Annotated in this window: 15 protein-coding genes; 10 read left to right on the top strand and 5 right to left on the bottom strand. The window is 68.6% G+C overall.

Annotation, left to right across the window (positions count from 1 at the left end):
- Positions 1-150 precede the first annotated feature (150 nt).
- Entirely contained in the window at positions 151-1,503 is a 1,353-nt protein-coding gene (locus ACFVKT_RS36335) for a hypothetical protein (RefSeq protein WP_385739877.1), read from the bottom strand.
- A gap of 253 nt (positions 1,504-1,756) precedes the next feature.
- Between ACFVKT_RS36335 and ACFVKT_RS36330 the strand changes: the two genes are divergently transcribed.
- Together ACFVKT_RS36330 and ACFVKT_RS36325 are read left to right on the top strand one after the other, a co-directional pair.
- Positions 1,757-3,088, top strand: a complete 1,332-nt coding sequence (locus ACFVKT_RS36330; protein WP_385739874.1) for a hypothetical protein — start codon at positions 1,757-1,759, stop codon at positions 3,086-3,088.
- Between the two features lie 231 nt (positions 3,089-3,319).
- Positions 3,320-4,261 carry a class I SAM-dependent methyltransferase gene (locus tag ACFVKT_RS36325; RefSeq protein WP_385739872.1) on the top strand — a complete coding sequence of 314 codons (942 nt, stop codon included), beginning with the start codon at positions 3,320-3,322 and terminating at the stop codon, positions 4,259-4,261.
- A 19-nt stretch (positions 4,262-4,280) separates the two neighbouring features.
- On the opposite strand, the gene ACFVKT_RS36320 is transcribed toward ACFVKT_RS36325, so the two are convergent.
- Genes ACFVKT_RS36320 through ACFVKT_RS36305 form a run of 4 tightly spaced genes read right to left on the bottom strand, consistent with a single transcriptional unit; the run spans position 4,281 to position 8,197 of the window.
- Entirely contained in the window at positions 4,281-5,048 is a 768-nt protein-coding gene (locus ACFVKT_RS36320; protein ID WP_385739869.1) for a succinate dehydrogenase/fumarate reductase iron-sulfur subunit, read from the bottom strand.
- On the bottom strand, positions 5,045-7,018 hold the full coding sequence (locus ACFVKT_RS36315) for a fumarate reductase/succinate dehydrogenase flavoprotein subunit (RefSeq protein ID WP_385739866.1): 1,974 nt from the start codon (positions 7,016-7,018) through the stop codon (positions 5,045-5,047). The genes ACFVKT_RS36320 and ACFVKT_RS36315 overlap by 4 nt, the downstream gene beginning before the upstream one ends.
- Positions 7,019-7,038: 20 nt before the next feature.
- Positions 7,039-7,860 (bottom strand): hypothetical protein, encoded by an 822-nt coding sequence (locus ACFVKT_RS36310; RefSeq protein ID WP_385739863.1) that lies wholly within the window; start codon positions 7,858-7,860, stop codon positions 7,039-7,041.
- A gap of 49 nt (positions 7,861-7,909) precedes the next feature.
- Positions 7,910-8,197 (bottom strand): hypothetical protein, encoded by a 288-nt coding sequence (locus tag ACFVKT_RS36305; RefSeq protein ID WP_385739860.1) that lies wholly within the window; start codon positions 8,195-8,197, stop codon positions 7,910-7,912.
- A 535-nt stretch (positions 8,198-8,732) separates the two neighbouring features.
- Here ACFVKT_RS36305 and ACFVKT_RS36300 point away from each other — a divergent pair.
- From ACFVKT_RS36300 to ACFVKT_RS36265, 8 genes are all read left to right on the top strand, one after another.
- Positions 8,733-10,979 (top strand): ABC transporter family substrate-binding protein, encoded by a 2,247-nt coding sequence (locus ACFVKT_RS36300; protein ID WP_385739857.1) that lies wholly within the window; start codon positions 8,733-8,735, stop codon positions 10,977-10,979.
- Between the two features lie 158 nt (positions 10,980-11,137).
- On the top strand, positions 11,138-11,779 hold the full coding sequence (locus ACFVKT_RS36295) for a hypothetical protein (RefSeq protein ID WP_385739854.1): 642 nt from the start codon (positions 11,138-11,140) through the stop codon (positions 11,777-11,779).
- 159 nt (positions 11,780-11,938) lie between these two features.
- A complete protein-coding gene (gene typA / locus ACFVKT_RS36290) occupies positions 11,939-13,846 on the top strand; it encodes a translational GTPase TypA (protein ID WP_385739851.1) in 1,908 nt (635 codons plus the stop codon).
- A 655-nt stretch (positions 13,847-14,501) separates the two neighbouring features.
- The gene (locus ACFVKT_RS36285) at positions 14,502-15,530 is read left to right on the top strand and encodes an ABC transporter permease (protein WP_385739848.1); all 1,029 of its coding nucleotides are present in this window, start codon (positions 14,502-14,504) and stop codon (positions 15,528-15,530) included.
- A gap of 98 nt (positions 15,531-15,628) precedes the next feature.
- Complete coding sequence (locus ACFVKT_RS36280) at positions 15,629-17,425, top strand: ABC transporter substrate-binding protein (protein ID WP_385739845.1); 1,797 nt, start codon at positions 15,629-15,631, stop codon at positions 17,423-17,425.
- A gap of 90 nt (positions 17,426-17,515) precedes the next feature.
- Positions 17,516-18,493 (top strand): ABC transporter permease, encoded by a 978-nt coding sequence (locus ACFVKT_RS36275; protein WP_385739842.1) that lies wholly within the window; start codon positions 17,516-17,518, stop codon positions 18,491-18,493.
- 95 nt (positions 18,494-18,588) lie between these two features.
- Positions 18,589-19,653, top strand: a complete 1,065-nt coding sequence (locus tag ACFVKT_RS36270; protein ID WP_385739839.1) for an ABC transporter ATP-binding protein — start codon at positions 18,589-18,591, stop codon at positions 19,651-19,653.
- Between the two features lie 11 nt (positions 19,654-19,664).
- Positions 19,665-20,786, top strand: a complete 1,122-nt coding sequence (locus tag ACFVKT_RS36265; protein ID WP_385739836.1) for an ABC transporter ATP-binding protein — start codon at positions 19,665-19,667, stop codon at positions 20,784-20,786.
- The last annotated feature ends 1 nt before the right edge of the window (position 20,787 follow it).

Here is a 20,787-nt window from a genome sequence, read left to right as displayed (position 1 = left end):
GCCCACCCGTGGGGGGCGGTGGTTTCAGCCCGTCCGGCGTTTGAGGACGAGTGCGTTCAGCGCGATGGCGGGGGTCTGGGGGCGGCAGCCCCCAGGAGCAAGGGACGGGCAGGGGCGGAGGGGGCGAAAAACCCAACCCCCGCCCACGCGCTACGGCACCGCCCGCCGCCCCCGCGTCCGGCACCCCCCGAAGCTCGCGGGACCACCGCCCGGCAGCAGGATCCCCCCGAGCAGGGCGCCGCCCACCCCGGCCCCCTCGCCCAGGGGATGCCCGTACGCCCGTACATCCCGCTCCGCAAGCACCCGCGCCCGCTGAGCAAGCCCCTCGGCAGCCAGAACCTCGGCAAGCTCACCCGAGAGCCGCCGCTCCGCCTCCCCCAGGAAGTCGTCCGCGATGGCGACCGAACTACGCGCCGGGAGAAGGACGTGATCAAGGACCCCGTCGGCGAAATCCGCACCGGCCCGAGCCACCCGGCGCAACGCGTCCAGCGGATCCTGCACCCCGCCGGCCGACAGCGGACGCCGTACGTCGGCAAGGACCGACTCGGCCTGCGCGACACGGCCGGCCGGCTCAGGCGAACCGTCGGCCGTACTCTCCAGCTCGCCCCGCGCCTTGGCGAGCCCGTCCTCCACAGCGGCGACCGCGACGGGCAACTGCTGCTCGGCAGCGGCCAGTTCGCCCGCGAGCCGGTCGACACCGTCGACAAGGACGGCCGCCTGGTCGACGGCTCCCTCCGCGGCCCGCAGAGAGGCGGCCGCCTCGTCCTCCGCACCCCGGTCGAGGGACTGCCGCGCCCGGTTGAGGTGCACCGTCGCGAACAGGAGCCGGTCCTTGGCCTGTTCGACGTATCCGGCTACGGGAACGGACGCGGAAGGCGCGTACCGCTCGCGGAGTTCGCGGAGCGTGACCTCGGCGGCCGGGGTACGCGCGGCGAGCCGACGAAAGCGGGCCTCGGCGTACTCCAGCGCGGCCGGCGCGTCCTGCTCCAGGGCACGCAACTGGTCGAACCCGGCGGCCTCGGCGTCGAGCCGTCCCCCGGCCTCAGCGCAGCGCGCGACGACCTCCTCCAGCAACCGACGGCGCTCATCGTCGGGTTCCGGGCCCGGGTCCTCCAACTGCTGCCGCAGCCGGAAGGCCGCCGCCAGCTCGGTTCTCGCGAACTCCAGCGCCTCCGCGTACGGCTTCACCGCCTCGTCGCCGAACCGGGCCGTGACGAGACCGAGTTCCTCGGCACCGGTGCGGACGCAGTCGTCGGTGTCCACCAGCGACTGCTGGGCCTGCCGGTCGAGTTCGGCAAGCGGGACGACCGTCGGGGTCACCCCGCCCGGTGTCGTGCGGGTCCTCGCCCGCCGCCTGCGCCGCGTGTACGTGTACGCCGCCAGCACGCCGGCCGCGCCCACCGCGGCGACGGGCAGTACGAGATCCCCGGTGTCCGTCCGGTCGTCACCATCAGCACCGGCGGCCTCGCGTGCCGGTGCCGCCGCACTCCGCGACACGGTCACCGGATCGTGATCATCAGCGACTGTTCTCGCGAGCGGCAACACCAGCCACCCCACCGCCACCAGCCCCCCGACCAGGCCATACACACCCCGCACGGCTATGTGCGACGCCGCTCGGCGCGACCGGCTTCCACTCTGGGACGACGTCACATTTGGGAGCGTATGACCGCCCGCGCCCCGCCGCGACCGGGGTGCGCCGAGGTGGGGGTACTTAGGGTTACGGAGGAAACGGGGGCGTACCGGAGGGGGCACAGGGATGGACACCGAGCGGACGGACACCGAGCGGACGGAATACGAGGCGGGACCGGATCCGGAGATGCGGGACGAGCGCACGCCCGCCCCGGAGGCGGCGGGGCCGGATCCCGAGCCCGATCCCGATCCCGAGCCCGAGCCCAAGCCCGAGCCCAAGCCCGGCCCCGAGCCCGCCCCTAAGTCCGAGCCCGACCCCGAGCCCAAGCCCGACCCCGACCCCGAGCCAGTGCCCAAGCCCGAGCCGAAGCCCGACCCTGACCCTGACCCCGACCCCGACGCGACCGCAGACCCAGCCCCCCGCCCCCATCGAGCCCTCCGCGCCTGGCGGCACCCCCGGCTCCGCTGGCCCAAGCGCATCGCCCTTGGGCTCGTGCTCCTGCTTGTCGTCCCGGCCCTCGGGGCAGGCGTCGCGCTGCGGGTGAACTACGCCGGTGACCCGGGTCCCGGCACCCAGACCAGAAACCGTGACGCCCTGTGGCTGGGCCACGCCTGGATCGACGGGCGGAAGGACGATGCGGATGTCCAGGCGCTCGCGGAGCAGTTGCGGGACACCGGGATACGGGACCTGTATGTGCACGCGGGGCCCTTGGAGCACGACGGGACGTTGCCCAAGTCGGCCTATTCGCAGGCGGATTGGCTGATCGGGGCCGTGCACCGCGAGCTGCCCGGCGTACGGGTGCAGGCCTGGCTCGGGGACGTACTGGCGAGTGAGGAACCGGAGGGGATGCGGCTGGAGCGGGAGGAGACGCGGGCCGCCGTGGTCGGGGCCACCGAGCAGATCCTCGGGGCGGGCTTCGACGGCGTCCACTTCGACCTGGAGCCGCTGCACTCGGACGACCAGGACTACCTCTCCCTCCTCGACGACCTGCACGCGCTCACCCACGGCCGCGGCGTCCCGCTCTCCGTCGCCGCCCACCAGATCGACCCGTTCCCGGCCGCCAACTCCATCCGGGGCACCCTCACGGGCCACCCCAAGTGGTGGTCCCAGGCCTACTTCGGCCAGGTCGCCCGCCGCGTCGACCAGATCGCCCTCATGTCGTACGACACGGCCCTTCCGCTGGCGAGCCTGTACGGCGGGTACGTCGCCCAGCAGACCTCTCTCGCTCTCGAAGTCACCCCGGAGTCAACGGACTTGCTGATGGGCCTGCCGTTCTTCCACGACGACGATCTGAGCCACCACGAAGCCGCCGAGACGGTCGAGGCAGCCGTACGCGGCACCCGCCTGGGCCTCTCCCGCACGGACCGCGACCGCGAGCGCTTCGGGGTGGCGCTGTACATCGATTTCGCCGCCGAGGAGTCGGACTGGGCGGCGTACAGGGAAGGCTGGCTGTCATGATCGCCGGTGTCGCCTGCGCGGCGCTCATGATCACGGGTCACGAGTGCGAGCCGCCCATGCCCGATGACCTGGTGCGATCGGCGGTGGCAGCGCCAACGGGAAGGTGACGTAAGCATTCCGCCACCTAGGTGTCACGTGTGGTTTACCCACATGTGCACCTTTGTTGGTTGTGAACTGCCTGTGTGGGCCATAGCGTCCCACTTTTCCCTATCCCGTGAGGGCCACACAGTGATGCGAGCGATAGTCACCAACAAGGCTGCCCGGCGAGCCTTGCGCCCCATAACAGAGCTCATCGACCAGCGCATAGAGCGCCAGGCCCGTCGTATCGTCCAGAACTCCCTGAAGAACGTCCCGCAGAAGGCCGAGTACGAAGCGTTGCAGCAGGAGCTGCAGACGCTGCGCAACCGCCAGCGCCCCCTGGAGCTGTTCTTCGACGAGACCGGGCGCGGCTCGTCACGGCTGACGTCCGCAGCCAATCTCGACCGCGCGATCGGTCAGCTGGCGGACATGACAGGTGACCGGGACGGTGCCGAGCGCAATGTCGCGCAGGCGTTCCGGCTGCTCATCGCGATGGAGGCGCTCGGGGTCGGCCGGATCGCCGGCGGCACCATGAACATCGTCGGCAAGCTGTCCGCAGTGCCGCTGCTCGACCCGCCGAACGACGAGATCCTGGAGATCGGGACGCTGTACGGGATGTTCAGCTCGGCACTGATCCGCATGATGGAGCGCGCGGGACGTGACCCGCGTCTGACGATCGTGGACCCGCTCGCGGGAACGCAGCTGCAGCCCGGCGCCGCCGTGGGGAAGGACGCGTCGGGCACTCCCGTACGCGAAGCCGCGGTGCGCACCAACCTGGCACTGGTGGGCGCGGCCGGCGCGGCGGCCCGGATCCAGCAGGGCTTCTCCGAGGACCCGGAAGTACGCGCCCTGCTCGCCGACCGCTCCTACGGCGTGATCATCGTTGACGGTGACCACTCCGCCGCCGGTGTCGAGGCCGATCTGCAGTGGGCGGAGCAGATCGTCGCGCCCGGCGGCATCGTCGTCCTGGACGACTTCGGGCACCCCAAGTGGCCGGGGATCAAAGAGGCCTTCGAGAAGCACATGGCGGGGGACACCCGGTTCACGTTCCTCGGACAGGTGGCCCACTCCGGCTATCTCCGAGCGGAGGCGTGAGCACCTCAGGTCATAGGCCTCAGGTCCGCCGCCGGATCTTGCTCCCGAGCCACACGAGCGGGTCGTACTTGCGGTCAACAGCCCTTTCCTTCAGGGGAATCAGCGCGTTGTCCGTGATCTTGATGCCTTCGGGGCAGACCTCGGTGCAGCACTTGGTGATGTTGCAGTAGCCGAGGCCGTGTTCGTCCTGGGCGGTGCGTTTGCGGTCCAGGCCGGACTCGGCGGCGGCATCCAGCGGATGCATGTCGAGTTCGGCCACCCGCATCAGGAAACGCGGGCCCGCGAACGCCGGTTTGTTCTCCTCGTGGTCCCGGACGACATGGCACGTGTCCTGGCACAGGAAGCACTCGATGCACTTGCGGAACTCCTGCGGGCGGTCCACGTCCTCCTGCTGCATCCGGTACTCGCCCGGACCCAGCCCGGCGGGCGGCACGAAGGCCGGCACCTCGCGCGCCTTCGCGTAGTTGAAGCCCACGTCCGTGACGAGATCCCGTACGACGGGGAAGGCGCGCAGCGGTGTGACGGTGATCGTCTCCTCCCGCGTGAACACCGACATCCGCGTCATGCACAGCAGCCGCGGCCGCCCGTTGACCTCCGCCGAGCACGAACCGCACTTGCCCGCCTTGCAGTTCCAGCGCACGGCCAGGTCGGGGGCCTGGGTCGCCTGGAGGCGGTGGATGATGTCGAGGACCACTTCGCCGTCGTTGACCTCGACCTCGAAGTCCTTGAGGCCGCCGCCCTTCACATCCCCGCGCCACACCTTGAAACGGGCCTCATAGCTGCTCACTCGTAGAGCTCCTCTTCGGCGAGGTACTTGACCAGCTCCTCTTTCTCGAAGAGGGCGAGCAGGTCGGAGCGGATGGGTTCGGTGGTCTCGCGGCTCAGGTCGATCTGGCCGTGCACGGGGTCGGTCGCCGCCAACCCGCCCGTGGGGTCGGTGAGTTGGCACAGGAGGTTGATACGGCGCCAGGTGCGCTCCATCGCCGGGTGGTCCTCGCGGGTGTGGCCGCCACGGGACTCCGTACGCTCCAGGGCGGCTCGTGCGACGCACTCGCTGACCAGGAGCATGTTGCGCAGGTCCAGGGCGAGGTGCCAGCCCGGGTTGAACTGGCGGTGGCCCTCCACCCCCGCCCGGCGGGCCCGTACCCGCAGATCCGCGAGCTTCTCCAGGGCTGTCTCCATCTCCGCCTCCCGGCGGATGATGCCGACCAGGTCGTTCATCGTCTGCTGGAGTTCCTGGTGGAGGGTGTACGGGTTCTCGGGCGGGCGGCCGCCGGGGGTCTGGGGGCCGTCCCCCAGATGAGCGCTGTCCTTGCCCGGCTCGGGACCCTCGGCGGAGAACGGCCGCAGCGCCTCCGCCGCCGCCGCGTCGATCTGGAGGTCGTCCACCGGGGGCCGTTCACCCAGCTCGGTCGCGTACTGCGCCGCGTGCAGTCCCGCCCGCCGTCCGAACACCAGCAGGTCGGAGAGGGAGTTGCCGCCGAGCCGGTTGGAGCCGTGCATACCGCCGGCGACCTCACCGGCCGCGAACAGACCGGGTACGCCGCGCGCCGCCGCCGTGTCCGACTCCACCGCGATGCCGCCCATGACGTAGTGGCAGGTCGGGCCGACCTCCATCGCCTCGGCGGTGATGTCGACGTCCGCCAGCTCCTTGAACTGGTGGTACATGGAAGGGAGTCGGCGCCGGATCAGTTCGGCGGGCATCCGGGTGGAGACATCGAGGAAGACCCCGCCGTGCGGCGTTCCGCGGCCGGCCTTCACCTCGGAGTTGATGGCGCGCGCGACCTCGTCCCGGGGCAGCAGTTCGGGGGGACGCCGGTTGTGGTCCGGGTCCTCGTACCAGCGGTCGCCCTCCTCCTCCGACTGCGCGTACTTCTCCTTGAAGACGTCCGGGATGTAGTCGAACATGAACCGCTTGCCGTCGGAGTTGCGCAGGACGCCTCCGTCGCCGCGCACCGACTCCGTGACGAGGATGCCCTTCACCGAGGGCGGCCAGACCATGCCCGTCGGGTGGAACTGCACGAACTCCATGTTCAGCAGGGGCGCGCCGGCCAGCAGGGCCAGCGCGTGTCCGTCGCCCGTGTACTCCCACGAGTTCGACGTCACCTTGAAGGACTTGCCGATGCCGCCGGTCGCGATCACCACCGAGGGTGCTTCGAGGACGAAGAAGCGGCCGGACTCACGCTGGTAGCAGAAGGCCCCGGACACCCGCTCGCCGTCCTTCAGGACCCTGGTGACCGTGCACTCCTGATACACCTTCAGGCGGCTCTCGTAGTCGCCCGTCTCCTTCATGTCCTCCTGCTGGAGGGACACGATCTTCTGCTGGAGGGTCCGGATCAGCTCAAGTCCCGTCCGGTCGCCGACGTGCGCGAGCCGCGGATACTCGTGCCCGCCGAAGTTGCGCTGCGAGATCCGCCCGTCCTTCGTACGGTCGAAGAGGGCGCCCCAGGTCTCCAACTCCCATACGCGGTCCGGGGCTTCCTGCGCGTGCAGCTCGGCCATCCGCCACTGGTTGAGGAATTTCCCGCCGCGCATGGTGTCGCGGAAGTGGACCTGCCAGTTGTCACCGGAGTTGACGTTGCCCATGGCGGCCGCGATGCCGCCCTCGGCCATCACCGTGTGCGCCTTGCCGAACAGGGACTTGCAGATCACGGCCGTACGGGCGCCACGCTCGCGTGCCTCGATGGCGGCGCGGAGGCCGGCGCCCCCGGCGCCGACCACGACGACGTCCCACTCCTGCCGGTCCACAACGGACATCAGAAGCCCCTCTTGTTTTGCTAGAAGATGGTCGGATCATCAAAGGCGCCGGACGCGACCAGATACACGTAGAAGTCGGCGAGCGCCACGCTCACCAACGACGCCCAGGCGAGCGGCATGTGACGGGCATTCAGCTTTCCGGTCCACTGCCACATCCGGTAGCGCACGGGATGCCTGGAGAAGTGCCTGAGCTTCCCGCCGACGATGTGCCGGCAGGAGTGGCAGGACAGGGTGTACGCCCAGATCAGCGTGATGTTGAGCAGGAAGACCAGGGTGCCAAGGCCCATGTGGCCCCAGTTGTAGTGCTCGTCGCGGAAGGAGAGCACGGTGTCGTACGTGAGGATCCCGGCGACGACGATGGCCGCGTAGAAGAAGTACCGGTGGATGTTCTGGAGCACCAGCGGGAAGCGGGTCTCGCCCGAGTACTTCTTGTGCGGCTCGGCGACCGCGCAGGCCGGCGGGCTCGCCCAGAAGCCGCGGTAGTAGGCCTTGCGGTAGTAGTAGCAGGTCAGCCGGAAGCCGAGCGGGAAGATCAGGATGAGGATGGCGGGGGAGATGCCCCACCAGCTCCCGAAGAGGTCCGCGTTGGGGCCGGAGCGCATCGGCTCGCAGCGGTCCGCCAGACAGGGCGAGTAGAACGGCGAGACGTACGGCGCCGCGTAGTAGTCCGTGTCGGCGAACGCCCGCCATGTCGAGTAGACGATGAACGCCAGCAGACCGGCCGCAGTGGCGGCGGGCGCCAGCCACCAGCGGTCCGTCCGCAGGTGCGGGGCGGTGATCGCGGCGCGTGTACCGGCGCGTACACCGCCACGGTGGGGATGAGGTTCCGTACCAGTGGCCAACTCATGACTCCGGTCGGGTTCGCGTTCGGGTTTCGGCCCAGGGGCGGATTCAGGGGGCGCGGCGGTCGCGGGCGCCGAGTCCCTCGTCGTCCGAGTCCGTCCACAGGGACGTGTCGTACGGGGTGTCGGGGATGGATACGAGGTCGGGGCGCCGGGGGGTGGTCAGGCCGGGGGCGGCCTCCTTCAGCAGCGCGATGCTCTCGCGGAGGTGGTCGGCGTCGGTGCGCACGCGGCGCATCTCCAGGCCCCGGCCGATCTGTTGCTCCAGGCGGCTCACCGACCTCGCGAGGTCGTCGAGGCAGCGCTGGAGTGACGTCAGGTCGTCTTGTACGGACATGACTTGCCCTCACTTCCGGGGTGTGTCGGCCCCTCGGCGGCAACGTTCATGCGCCTGCGAGTGTTGCGCGTCACATGAGTCCGTGTGAAGGCGTCTGCACGGATTCGTGGATCTCAGCCGTTTGCGCGCCCCTTCGCGCGCCGGGGTGGGGGCCTGTTTTCTCGCCCCCTCCGCCCCTGCCCGTCCCGTCTCTGGGGGCTGCCGCCCCCAGACCCCCGCTTCGGCCTGGACGGCCTCATCCTCAAACGCCGGACGGCTAAAAGATTTCCAGCCCCTCCGGCGTTTGAGTAGCGGGGTCTGGGGCGGAGCCCCAGGGACAAGGGACGGGTTGGGGCGGAGGGGGCGAAAACCCCCAAGCCCAGTCCCGCCCCCGGGCTCGTTGCGCCGCACGGGTGGGCTTCCGCGCTCCCACCGCCGTGTCGCCGCCCCCGCCCCGTCCCCCTCCCCTTCAGTGGGCGCATACATCTGATCAGCTCCATATACCGCCAAACGTGATCAGAAGCCGACAGTAGAGCGTCCCCCGGAGGTTGCAGTGATGTCCCACGACGGCGTCGGACTGCGCGCGGTGATGCGCTCGGTCGCGTTTCTCACCGCAGGTGCGCTCGCGGTACCCCTTCTCACCGCGTGCAGTGCGGAGGACCAGGCGGGCAAGCCGGTCGCCCCGCAGGACATCGCGCCCGCGACCCGCGACCTGATCGCCGACGGCGGCACAGTGCGCTGGGCCGTGGACGCCGTACCGGAGACGCTCAACACGTTCCAGGCGGACGCCGACGCCGCGACATCGAGGGTTGCAGGCGCCGTACTGCCGTCGATGTTCCGGCTCGACCCGAACGGGCGGCCGCAGGCCAACCCCGACTTCCTGGAGTCCGCGAAGGTCGCCGACCGCGAGCCCAAGCAGGTCGTGCTCTACAAGCTCAACCAGCAGGCGGTCTGGAGCGACGGCCGCGAGATCGGCGCCGCCGACTTCGCCGCCCAATGGCGTGCCCTGTCCGGCAAGGACACCGCGTACTGGACGGCCCGCAACGCCGGTTACGACCGCATCGAGAAGATCGAGCGCGGCGCCAACGACCTCGAGGTCAAGGTCACCTTCAGCCGCCCGTACGCCGACTGGAAGTCGCTGTTCTCGCCGCTGTACCCGAAGGACGTCATGGGCACCCCTGACACCTTCAACGACGGCGCGCGCCGCAAGCTGAAGGTCACCGCGGGACCCTTCGCGCTGAAGAAGGTCGACCACGAGAACGACAAGGTCACCCTTGTCCGCAACCCGCGCTGGTGGGGCCGGCCCACCAAGCTCTCCGAGATCGTGCTGAGCGCCGTCCCCCGCGACGAGCGGGCCGCCGCCCTCGCCGCCGGCAAACTCGACCTGGCCGAGATCGACCCCTCCGAGGCCGAGCGGATCACCCTTGCCGCCCGTGACAAGGGCAGCACGCCCCTCCAGGGTCCCGGCGCCGCGCTCACGCCCGAGAAGGCGCTGCGCTCCTGGGCCCGGGCGCACGGCTCCGACGAGGAGGCCGCCGGCGAGGAGATCAGCGCCCGCGAGAAGCGCCGCGAGGCGCTCGCGGAGTACGCCGACCAGCAGTCCGCCCTGCGCGGGTTCGTGGTCCGCAAGTCCCTGGAACCCGCCTACACCCAGCTCGCCCTCAACGGCTCCGAGGGCCCCCTCGCCGACGAACGCGTCCGCCGCGCCGTGGCCCGCGCCCTCGACCGCGAGGAACTCGCCAAGCTGGTCCTCGAACCGCTCGGCCTGCCCGCCGTACCGGTCGGCAGCCACCTCGCGCTCTCCGGCCAGCAGGCGTACGCCGACAACAGCGGCGCCCTCGGCGGCCAGGACACCGCGGAGGCACGGGCACTGCTCGCGGACGCCGGATGGGTGCCCGGCGGCCCGGTCAAGGAGCAGAAGAAGACGGAGAAGGCGGCCGGGCCCGAGGGCGAGCAGGCGGACTCCGAGGAAGGTTCCGACGACGGGACGTACATCGTCGGCGAGGACAACAAGCCCGCCGAGGCCGACCGGGAGAAGAAGAAGGACCCCAAGGACCACTCCAGGAAGCAGTCGGGGCAGTACGCGGACGAGCAGGCCGGCAAGCACCTTGACGGCAAGCAGTACGGGGGCAAGGAGGCGAAGGAGGCCAAACAGGGAGGTGCGCCCGGCGCGTACGCCCCCAAGGGCACGGCCGCCCCGGCGGGTGCCGCGGCCGGTGCGCTCGCCAAGGACGGCAAGCCGCTCACCCTGCGCTTCGTGGTCCCCTCGGGCCCCGGCTCGGAGTCGCTGCGCGCCGTCGCCGACCGCATCTCGCGGATGCTGGAGCGCGTCGGAATCCGTACGGAGATGAACCGGGTCCCCGACGACAGCTACTTCAAGGACCACATCGCGTCCGGCGAGTACGACCTGGCGCTGTACTCCTGGCCCGCCTCCGCCTACCCGGCCACCGACGCCCGCCCCATCTACTCCAAGCCCGTCCCGGCCGCCGACGGCTCCCTCACCGTCGAGCAGAACTACACCCGCGTCGGCACCGACCAGGTCGACCAGCTCTTCGACCAGGCCATCGCCACACTCGACGAGGAAGAGGGCCGCTCCCTGGTCCGCAAGGCCGACGCCCGCATCTGGGCAGCCGCCGGATCGATTCCCCTCTACCAGCGCCCCCAGCTGACAGCCGCCCGCACCAACCTCGCGAACACCGGCGCCTTCGGCTTCCAGACCCCCGTCTACGAAGACATGGGCTTCCTGCGGAAGGGCGCGCAGGGCCCGGAGAAGTCACCGGGGGCGGAGAAGAAGGACAAGTAGTCCCCTTGCTCCGGATCCTCCTCGCTCGGATCCTGCTTGCTCAGATCCTCTTCGCTCAGATCATCCTCAAGCCGAGTGCCGGGCGGGACCCGGCTGGGCAGAGTGTCCCCGACGGCCGGTGATCACCACCGGCCGCGGGGGGACACCGGGGGACGATCATGCGCGGGCACACTCTCAGGAACACCGCCGCGGGTTTCACCGTGGTGGCACTGTTTGTCGTTGGCACGGGCTGCACGAGCGGCGGGAACGTGAAGGCCGACGCGGCGTCGTGCGCGTACGCCTGGTCCGGTATCGAACGCGAGCAGAAACTGACCGGGCTGTCCGAGCCGATCACGCTGAAGAGGAAGGCGGACTCCGTCTCCGTGCCGATCGACTCGATCAACGGCGTCCACTACGAACCCCGCATGACATTCACGGCGCCCGGGGTCCGCGCGGCGGACGCCATCAAGGCGCTGGGGCGGCACCTCGGGACGACGGAACCCCTCGCGGATCCCTCGGAGGGGGCTGTTCCGGAGGAAACCGGGATGTACTACGAGTTGCACGCGGGGAACCTTCAGGGGTCCTACTACGCGTGGACGTACGTCGACCTGGTCGAGGCCGACTTCACCTACAACTGCGCGGGTGCCGGCGACACCGAGCCGGTCGGGGGTCATGTGCTGACCTGGGACCGGGTCGGCCAGGGGTTCCTGAGCTGTGGTGATCCCGTCGAGGACGGAGACCTCGGCACGCCGGAGGCCGCCACGCGCATCGCCGCCCTGAAGCTCTGCCCCGCCGATTCCCCCGCCGCGAAGACCGCCTGACCACAAGCCCGGGAACGCCGTCCCGGCACCCGCGCGCACAGGCCCGCGGAGGCCGCGGGTGTCAGGGCCACGTACGATGGGGTAAGGCCGTGGCGTGTTCAGCCCGGCAGGCCCCGCGCTGCGGAGGCCGTCCACTCACTCCGGGAGAAGCGCCTCAATATGGCCACGCGCCACGACATCCGCAACGTTGCCATCGTCGCCCACGTCGACCATGGCAAGACCACTCTGGTCGACGCCATGCTCAAGCAGGCCGGTGCCTTCGCCGCGCACGCCGCCGAGTCGCTCGACGACCGCATGATGGACTCGAATGACCTGGAGCGTGAGAAGGGCATCACGATCCTGGCCAAGAACACGGCCGTGAAGTACCACCCGAAGGATGGCGGCGACGTCATCACCATCAACATCATCGACACCCCCGGCCACGCCGACTTCGGTGGTGAGGTCGAGCGCGGTCTGTCGATGGTGGACGCGGTCGTCCTGCTGGTCGACGCCTCCGAGGGTCCGCTGCCGCAGACCCGCTTCGTGCTGCGCAAGGCGCTCCAGCAGCGTCTGCCGGTCATCCTGTGCATCAACAAGACGGACCGCCCGGACTCCCGGATCGACGAGGTCGTCAACGAGACCTACGACCTCTTCCTGGACCTGGACGCGGACGAGGAGCAGATCGAGTTCCCCATCGTCTACGCGTGCGCGCGTGACGGTGTCGCCTCGCTGACAAAGCCGGAGAACGGCACCGTCCCGGCCGACAGCGACAGCCTGGAGCCCTTCTTCTCCACGATCCTGTCGCACGTCCCGGCCCCCGAGTTCGACGAGGAGGCCCCGCTCCAGGCGCACGTCACCAACCTGGACGCCGACAACTTCCTCGGCCGTATCGCGCTGCTCCGCGTCGAGCAGGGCGAGCTGCGCAAGGGCCAGACCGTCACGTGGATCAAGCGCGACGGCACGATGTCCAACGTGCGCATCACCGAGCTGCTGATGACCGAGGCGCTCACCCGCAAGCCGGCCGAGATGGCGGGCCCCGGTGACATCTGTGCCGTGGCCGGTATCCCGGACATCATGATCGGTGAGACGCTCGCCGACCCCGAGAACCCGATCGCGCTGCCGCTGATCACGGTCGACGAGCCGGCGATCTCGATGACCATCGGTACGAACACCTCGCCGCTGGTCGGCCGTGGCGGCACCGGCAAGGGCGCCTCCGCGAAGGCCGCCGTCAAGGACCGCAAGGTCACCGCCCGCCAGGTCAAGGACCGGCTGGACCGCGAGCTGATCGGTAACGTCTCGCTCCGCGTGCTCGACACCGAGCGCCCGGACGCCTGGGAGGTCCAGGGCCGTGGTGAGCTCGCGCTCGCCATCCTGGTCGAGCAGATGCGCCGCGAGGGCTTCGAGCTGACCATCGGCAAGCCGCAGGTCGTCACCCAGGTCATCGACGGCAAGGTCCACGAGCCGGTCGAGCGCATGACGATCGACGTCCCCGAGGAGCACATGGGCGCGGTCACGCAGCTCATGGGCGTCCGCAAGGGCCGGATGGACAACATGTCGAACCACGGCTCGGGCTGGGTCCGGCTGGAGTTCGTCGTGCCGTCCCGCGGTCTCATCGGCTTCCGGACCGAGTTCCTCACCGGCACCCGCGGCACGGGTATCGCGCACTCGATCCACGAGGGCCACGAGCCCTGGTTCGGTGTGCTCACGACCCGTAACAACGGCTCGCTGGTCGCCGACCGCGCCGGCGCCGTCACCGCGTTTGCGATGACGAACCTCCAGGAGCGCGGTGTGCTCTTCACCGACCCCGGCACCGAGGTGTACGAGGGCATGATCGTCGGCGAGAACTCGCGCGCCGACGACATGGACGTGAACATCACCAAGGAGAAGAAGCTCACCAACATGCGGTCCGCCGCGGCCGACTCCTTCGAGGCGATCGTCCCGCCGCGCAAGCTCTCGCTGGAGCAGTCGCTCGAGTTCTGCCGCGACGACGAGTGCGTCGAGGTGACCCCGGAAGCCGTTCGCATCCGCAAGGTCAACCTGGATGCCCGCGAGCGCGGCCGCGCCGCGAGCCGCGCCAAGCACGGCTGATCAGGCTTGTCCGGTACGGCTGAACCGGCCGTCCGTCACGACTGATCCGGCCGCTCGGCAGGACCGAGTCACCGGCAACTGAGCCCGGGTTCCCCCATGATGGGGGAACCCGGGCTTTCTGCTGCGAAAGATCTAGCCGTCCCGGATGGTGTCTGCAACTGGTTTTCCCGTCGCGTCGTGTCCGAAATGCGGTTCGTCCCGCCCGATACATATGTAACAAGTCCGTTTCGCGGGCTTCTCCCGCAGATCATTTTGTCCAGATTTTGGAAGATGTACGTGTCAGCTGTGATGGAACCGAGACCTAAAGGCAGTGGTCGGTATCTGGCTCATGTCAGATAGTTAGCCGCGTAACGCTCGGGTCAATGGGTCATGCGCTGCCGGGGGCAGCGTCGACTCACGAGCACAGTGGGGTGCTTGATCCTCCGTCAGGGGTGTCGGAGGTCAGGCGAGAACCCCTCCTGTCCGTGCACCGGTTGAGTCATGAGGAGACACAAGATGCCAACTACGCGTGTTCACCTGCGAGTTGTCGCCCGCCGCGCCCTGGCGCCCAGCGACCACTAGGCATACGTCTCTCCTGATTCACATGGTCCGATCCGTGGCCGCCCACACCCTGTGGTGGCCCGCGGACTCGGCGTACCCATGAAATGGACGAACCATGACCAGTCCGATCGAGATCCAGGGCGCGGAGGCCTCCACCGAGGTCGACGAGAAGGCCGGGCCGAAACGTTCCGAGCAGCCGGAGAAGATGGCGGGCCGATCGCCCGGCCAGCTGATGTGGCGCCGGTTCAAGCGTGACCGCACCGGTGTGGTCTCCGCGTACATCGTGCTCTTCTTCTTCCTGATCGCCGCCCTCGCTCCGCTGATCTCGAAGCTGTACGGCAAGAACCCGTACACGCTCTACGGGCAGGAAGACCCCACGCTCCTGAACGACTTCAACATGCCCGCGGGTCCCAACGGCGGCATCACGTCGGAGTACTGGTTCGGGATCGAACCGACCCTGGGGCGCGATGTGTTCATGCAGCTCCTGTACGGCATGCGCACCTCGCTCTACACGGCGCTCGCGGCGACGGTCGCCATGGTGATCATGGGCATCGTCATCGGGCTGGTCGGCGGGTACTTCGGCGGCAAGGTCGACTACTGGCTCGGCCGGCTCACGGACTTCCTGCTGGCCTTCCCCAGCCAGCTCTTCATGATCGCGTCCATGCCCGTGATCACGGTGGTGTTCGTCGCTCCCGACGAGGAGACGCCCACCTACATCCGCACGCTCGCCATCGTCGGCGTGCTGTGGTTCCTCGGCTGGATGGGGCTCTCCCGGCTGATCCGGGCGGTCACCCTCTCGCTGCGTGAGCGTGAGTTCGTCGAGGCCGCGAAGGTCGCCGGCGCCTCCCCGTGGCGGATCATCCGCAAGGAACTGCTGCCCAACCTCGTCACACCGATCCTGGTGCAGGGCACGTACATGCTGCCCAGCACCATTCTGTCGGTCGCGTTTCTCTCCTTCGTCGGCGTCGGTTACACCGAGCCGACCCCTGACTGGGGCCGGATGTTCGCCATTGGGTCGGACATCTACGAACAGGACCCCGTCTACATGTTCTTCCCGGGTGTCGCCATGGTCGTCTTCGTCGTGGCGTTCAACCTCCTCGGGGACTCCGTCCGGGATGCCTTCGATCCCAAGACGGGCCGCTGATACCAGCGAGGGCCGCTGCCACCCGGGAGCCGGCGACGGGGCCGTGCACTGCAGGCAGCACCAGTGATCACTACTCACAGGCAGGTGGACTCAACTCCATGAGCATCCTCAGTTCCCGCAGAGGGCGGACCGCATTCGCCGCGGTCGCGGTCGGCGCCCTAGCGCTGGCCGGCTGCAGCAGCAGTGACAGCGGCAGCAACACCGACGGCAGCAAGAAGAAGGAAGACGCCGCCGCGCAGTCCGCGGCCGTGAAGGTCGGCACCGTCGCAGACTCCACGGGTCCCGCCGAGGAGGTCCCGGGGGCCAAGCCCGGCGGCACCATACAGGTCTATCAGGAGACCGACTTCTCGCACCTGGATCCTGCCCAGATCTACGTCAGTGACGGCGGCCTGCTCTCCAAGCTGATCTACCGGGGTCTGACCACGTACAAGGAGGACGACAAGGGCGGCCTCACCGTCGTCGGCGACCTCGCCACCGACCCGGGCAAGATCTCCGACGGCGGCAAGACCTGGACGTTCACGCTCAAGGACGGCGTCAAGGACGAGACCGGTCATGTGATCGACTCGGCCGACATCAGGCACACCATCGAGCGGCTCTACGACCCGTTCATCACGGATGGTCCGACCTACGTCCAGCAGTGGCTGTCGGGCTCCGGCACCGCCTACCGTGACGCGTACGAGGGTCCGTTCAAGGGCAAGCACCTGCCGGACTCCGTGCTCGCCACGCCCGACTCCAAGACCATCGTCTTCAAGTTCAAGACCCCGCAGCCCGACCTGCCGCAGGCGCTGGCCATGGCCGGCTACTCCATCGTTCCCGAGAAGACGGACACGAAGGAGAAGTACGACACCGACCCGGTCGCCGTCGGCCCGTACAAGATCTCGGAGTTCAAGCCCGGCAAGAGCGTGACGCTGGTCAAGAACACCAACTGGGACGCCGACACGGACGCGATGCGCCACCAGTACGTCGACGGCTTCAACATCGAGGTCAACCACGACGACGAGGACCAGACCAAGACGATCCTCGCCGACCGCGGTGACGCCCAGAACGCGATCATGATGACCGGTCAGGTCGCCACGACGCAGGTGCAGAAGGTCGTGTCCGACGCCGCTGCGATGAAGCGCACGGTCCAGGGCTACGCGCCCTACGTCTGGCAGTTGAACTTCAACCTGGACCGCGTCAAGGACAAGAAGATCCGCGACGCGATCACCCTGGCCCTGCCGGCCACCTCGATCTACCGGGCCGACGGCGGTAGCTACGGCGGTGAGGTCGCCAACAGCCTGATGTCGCCGACCACTCCGGGTTACGACAAGGCGTACGACCCCTTCAACCGCGCCAAGAAGCCCAACGGTGACATCGACGCGGCCAAGAAGCTGATCGAAGAGGCCGGCGCCGACGGTCAGAAGATCGTCTACGCCTACTCCAACACCCCGGTCCGTCAGCAGCAGGCCATCCTCATCGAGGACGCCCTCACGAAGATCGGCCTGGACGTCCAGAAGAAGGAGATCGACTCCGCCACCTGGTACGAGCAGGTCGGCAAGGTCGACAACGGTCTCGACCTCTACATGACCGGCTGGGGCCAGGACTGGCCGTCCGCCAGCACGGTCTTCCCGCCGCTGTACGACGGCACGCAGATCCAGGACGGTTCGTCGAACTACGCGCACATCAACGACGACCACGTGAACTCCGAGATCGTCCGCATTCAGAAGATCACGGACGCCACGGAGGCCACCAAGGCCTGGAACGCCCTCAACCAGTACATCAGCGAGAAGGTCAACCCGGCCGCGCCGATCTACTACACCAAGGTGTTCCAGATCGCCGGCTCGAACGTGGGTGGCCTGCGCTACTCCACAGTGACCAGCTACACCGACCCGACCCGGGTCTTCCTCAAGAGCTGATCACGGTCCCGGGGGCGCACTCAGCCGAGTGCGCCCCATGGTGCTCCTGTCCGTCCCTGGCCGTAGCCGTCCCGAGAGCAGCGTTCCGCCATGCTTCGATTCATCCTTCGCCGGACGTTCGGCGCGATGCTCATCCTTCTGCTGATCAGCGTCGTCACGTTCCTCATGTACTACGCCATTCCCCAGGACCCGGCGTTGCTCTCGTGCGCCAAGAACTGCACCCCGGACGCGCTGGCGATCATCCACAAGAACCTGGGCATGGACGAGCCGTTGCCCGTGCAGTACTGGAAGTTCCTCTCCGGCATCTTCGTCGGGCGGGACTTCGCCGTGGGTCACTGCCCGGCCCCCTGCTTCGGCATCTCCTTCCGTGACCAGCAGATGGTCTGGGACACGATCATGGACCGCTTCCCGCTGACGCTGTCGCTCACGGTCGGCGGCCTGGTCGTCTTCCTCATCGTCGGCCTCGGCACCGGCATGGTCGCCGCCCGCTACCGGGGGACCTGGCTGGACAAGGGTGCCAGCGGCCTCTCGCTGGTCCTCAGCTCGTTCCAGATCTACTTCCTCGGCCCGATCGTCCTCGGCATCTTCGTCTACAGCACGGGCTGGCTGGACAAGCCCAAGTACGTGCCGCTGACCGAGAATCCATGGGGCTGGTTCATGGGCCTGCTGATCCCCTGGCTCGTGATGTCCGTGATCTTCACCGCCAACTACACGCGTATGGCACGCTCGACGATGATCGAGCAGCTCCAGGAGGAGCATGTGCGCGCGGCCCGCGCGAAGGGCATGTCCGGCAGATACGTCTTCTTCCGGTACGCCTGGCGCGGCTCGCTCATCCCCATCCTCACCATCCTCGGCATGGACCTCTCCGCACTGCTCGGCGGCGCCATCGTCACCGAGTTCACCTTCGGTCTCGCGGGCGTCGGCCGGCTCGCGGTGGACTCGGTGGTCGGCAAGGACCTGCCGAAGCTGATGGGCGTGATGCTCGTCAGCGCCGCGTTCATCCTTGTACTGAACGTCATCGTCGATGCCCTGTACGCGGTGGTCGATCCGCGGGTACGACTGGCGTAGTCCCGTAGTTGGAAAGCTCCGCAGTGAGTAACCCCGCAGTAGCTGTGCCGCAGTCCTGCTCGTCGTCCTGCTTCGTAGTACCGGGAGAAACCGCAGTGACCACTCTCACCAAGCCGGAGGACGCGCCGGCTCCCACCGGATCCGACGCGTTTCTCTCGGTCCGCGACCTGCACGTCCGGTTCTCCACGGAGGACGGCGACGTCAAGGCGGTCGACGGTCTCTCCTTCGATCTGGAGCGCGGTACGACCCTCGGCATCGTCGGTGAGTCCGGGTCCGGGAAGTCCGTCACCAACCTGACCATCCTGGGCCTGCACAGCCCGGTGAACACCACCATCGAGGGCGAGATCGTCCTCGACGGCAAGGAGCTGACCACCGCCACGGAGAGCGAGCTGGAGAAGCTCCGCGGCAACAAGATGGCGATGATCTTCCAGGACGCGCTGACCGCGCTGTCGCCGTACCACTCGGTCGGGCGGCAGATCGGTGAGCCGTTCCGCAAGCACACCGGGGCCTCCAAGAAGGAGGCGAAGGAGCGGGCGATCGAGATGCTGACGAAGGTCGGCATCCCGCACGCCAAGGAGCGTGTGGACGACTACCCGCACCAGTTCTCCGGCGGTATGCGCCAGCGTGTGATGATCGCGATGTCCCTGGTCTGCAACCCGGATCTGCTGATCGCCGACGAGCCGACCACGGCCCTCGACGTGACGGTCCAGGCGCAGATCCTGGACCTGCTGAAAGACCTCCAGCAGGAGTTCGGATCCGCCATCATCATGATCACCCACGATCTCGGGGTGGTCGCGAACATGGCGGACGACCTGCTCGTGATGTACGCGGGCCGGGCGGTCGAGCGCGGCACGGTCCGCGAGGTGCTCAAGGCTCCGCAACACCCTTACACCTGGGGGCTGTTGGGATCCATGCCGCGCCTCACGGCGGATGTCGACGAACCGCTGATCCCCATTCCGGGCGCGCCCCCGTCGCTGCTGAACCCGCCCTCGGGGTGCCCGTTCCATCCGCGGTGCACCTTCACGGGTGAGGTCGAGGGCTCCGACCGCTGTGTGGACGTACGGCCCGAACTGCCGGTGGGGCGTGGCTCGGCCTGCCATCTGACACCGGATCAAAAGAGCCACATCTTCATCGACACGATTCGGCCCAGGCTGGGCTGAGGGGACTGACTGTGAGCGACGAGAAAACCGCGGTCGTGACCGACGCGATCCCCGGGCAGCGGGACGAGACACGGGAACCGCTGCTGCGTGTCACCGATCTGAAGAAGCACTTCCCGGTCAAGGGAGGTTTCCCGATCAAGCGCACGGTCGGCGCTGTCCAGGCCGTGGACGGGGTCTCCTTCGACGTGTTCCCCGGCGAAAGCCTGGGCCTGGTGGGCGAGTCGGGCTGCGGCAAGTCCACGACGGGACGGCTGCTGACCCGGCTTCTGGAGCCGACGGACGGCACGATCTCGTACCGCGGAAAGGACATCAGCCGCTCCACCCGGCGGCAGCTGCGCCCGATCCGCTCCGAGATCCAGATGATCTTCCAGGATCCGTACGCCTCGCTGAACCCCCGCCAGACGGTCGGCAAAATCATCTCCGCCCCGATGGAGATCAACGGCGTCCAGCCGCCCGGCGGGCGCGAGGCCCGGGTACGGGAGCTCCTGGAGACGGTCGGTCTCAACCCCGAGCACTACAACCGTTTCCCGCACGAGTTCTCCGGCGGGCAGCGGCAACGTATCGGCGTGGCAAGGGCGTTGGCGCTGTCTCCCAAGCTGATCGTGGCGGACGAGCCGGTGTCCGCGCTGGACGTCTCGATCCAGGCGCAGGTCGTGAACCTGCTCCAGGAGGTCCAGCGGGAGATGGGCATCGCGTTCGTCTTCATCGCCCACGACCTGGCGATCGTCCGGCACTTCTCACAGCGCGTCGCGGTGATGTACCTCGGCAAGATCGTGGAGATCGCCGACCGTACGTCGCTGTACACCGGCCCGCGCCACCCGTACACCCATGCGCTGATGTCGGCCGTCCCCGACGCCGACATCGACGCCGAGAAGAAGGAGCGCATCCGCCTTCAGGGCGATGTGCCTTCGCCCATCTCGCCGCCCTCGGGCTGCCGCTTCCGCACCCGCTGCTGGAAGGCGCAGGACAAGTGCGCGCAGGAGGAGCCTCCGCTGGTCCGCCTTTCGGGGAACGCCGAGGGCCATTTGACGGCCTGTCACTTCCCCGAGGACCCGACGATCGAGGCCCGCGCGGAGGACATCATCCTGGACCCGGCGCTGGCGGCGCTGGAGGACGAGATCGCGAAGAACTGAG

This window comes from Streptomyces sp. NPDC127595 (assembly GCF_042671685.1).
Taxonomy (GTDB): domain Bacteria; phylum Actinomycetota; class Actinomycetes; order Streptomycetales; family Streptomycetaceae; genus Streptomyces.
The sequence above is the reverse complement of the archived record's forward strand: the minus strand, read 5'-3'. Positions and strand labels throughout refer to the sequence as shown.

What these genes read in the sequence shown, in the direction of transcription:
- ACFVKT_RS36300 (WP_385739857.1), top strand. Translation starts at nt 8,733, where the DNA reads ATGTCCCACGACGGCGTCGGACTGCGCGCGGTGATGCGCTCGGTCGCG.
- ACFVKT_RS36315 (WP_385739866.1), bottom strand. Translation starts at nt 7,018, where the DNA reads ATGTCCGTTGTGGACCGGCAGGAGTGGGACGTCGTCGTGGTCGGCGCC.
- ACFVKT_RS36280 (WP_385739845.1), top strand. Translation starts at nt 15,629, where the DNA reads ATGAGCATCCTCAGTTCCCGCAGAGGGCGGACCGCATTCGCCGCGGTC.
- ACFVKT_RS36285 (WP_385739848.1), top strand. Translation starts at nt 14,502, where the DNA reads ATGACCAGTCCGATCGAGATCCAGGGCGCGGAGGCCTCCACCGAGGTC.
- ACFVKT_RS36330 (WP_385739874.1), top strand. Translation starts at nt 1,757, where the DNA reads ATGGACACCGAGCGGACGGACACCGAGCGGACGGAATACGAGGCGGGA.
- ACFVKT_RS36305 (WP_385739860.1), bottom strand. Translation starts at nt 8,197, where the DNA reads ATGTCCGTACAAGACGACCTGACGTCACTCCAGCGCTGCCTCGACGAC.
- ACFVKT_RS36275 (WP_385739842.1), top strand. Translation starts at nt 17,516, where the DNA reads ATGCTTCGATTCATCCTTCGCCGGACGTTCGGCGCGATGCTCATCCTT.
- ACFVKT_RS36325 (WP_385739872.1), top strand. Translation starts at nt 3,320, where the DNA reads ATGCGAGCGATAGTCACCAACAAGGCTGCCCGGCGAGCCTTGCGCCCC.
- ACFVKT_RS36295 (WP_385739854.1), top strand. Translation starts at nt 11,138, where the DNA reads ATGCGCGGGCACACTCTCAGGAACACCGCCGCGGGTTTCACCGTGGTG.
- typA (WP_385739851.1), top strand. Translation starts at nt 11,939, where the DNA reads ATGGCCACGCGCCACGACATCCGCAACGTTGCCATCGTCGCCCACGTC.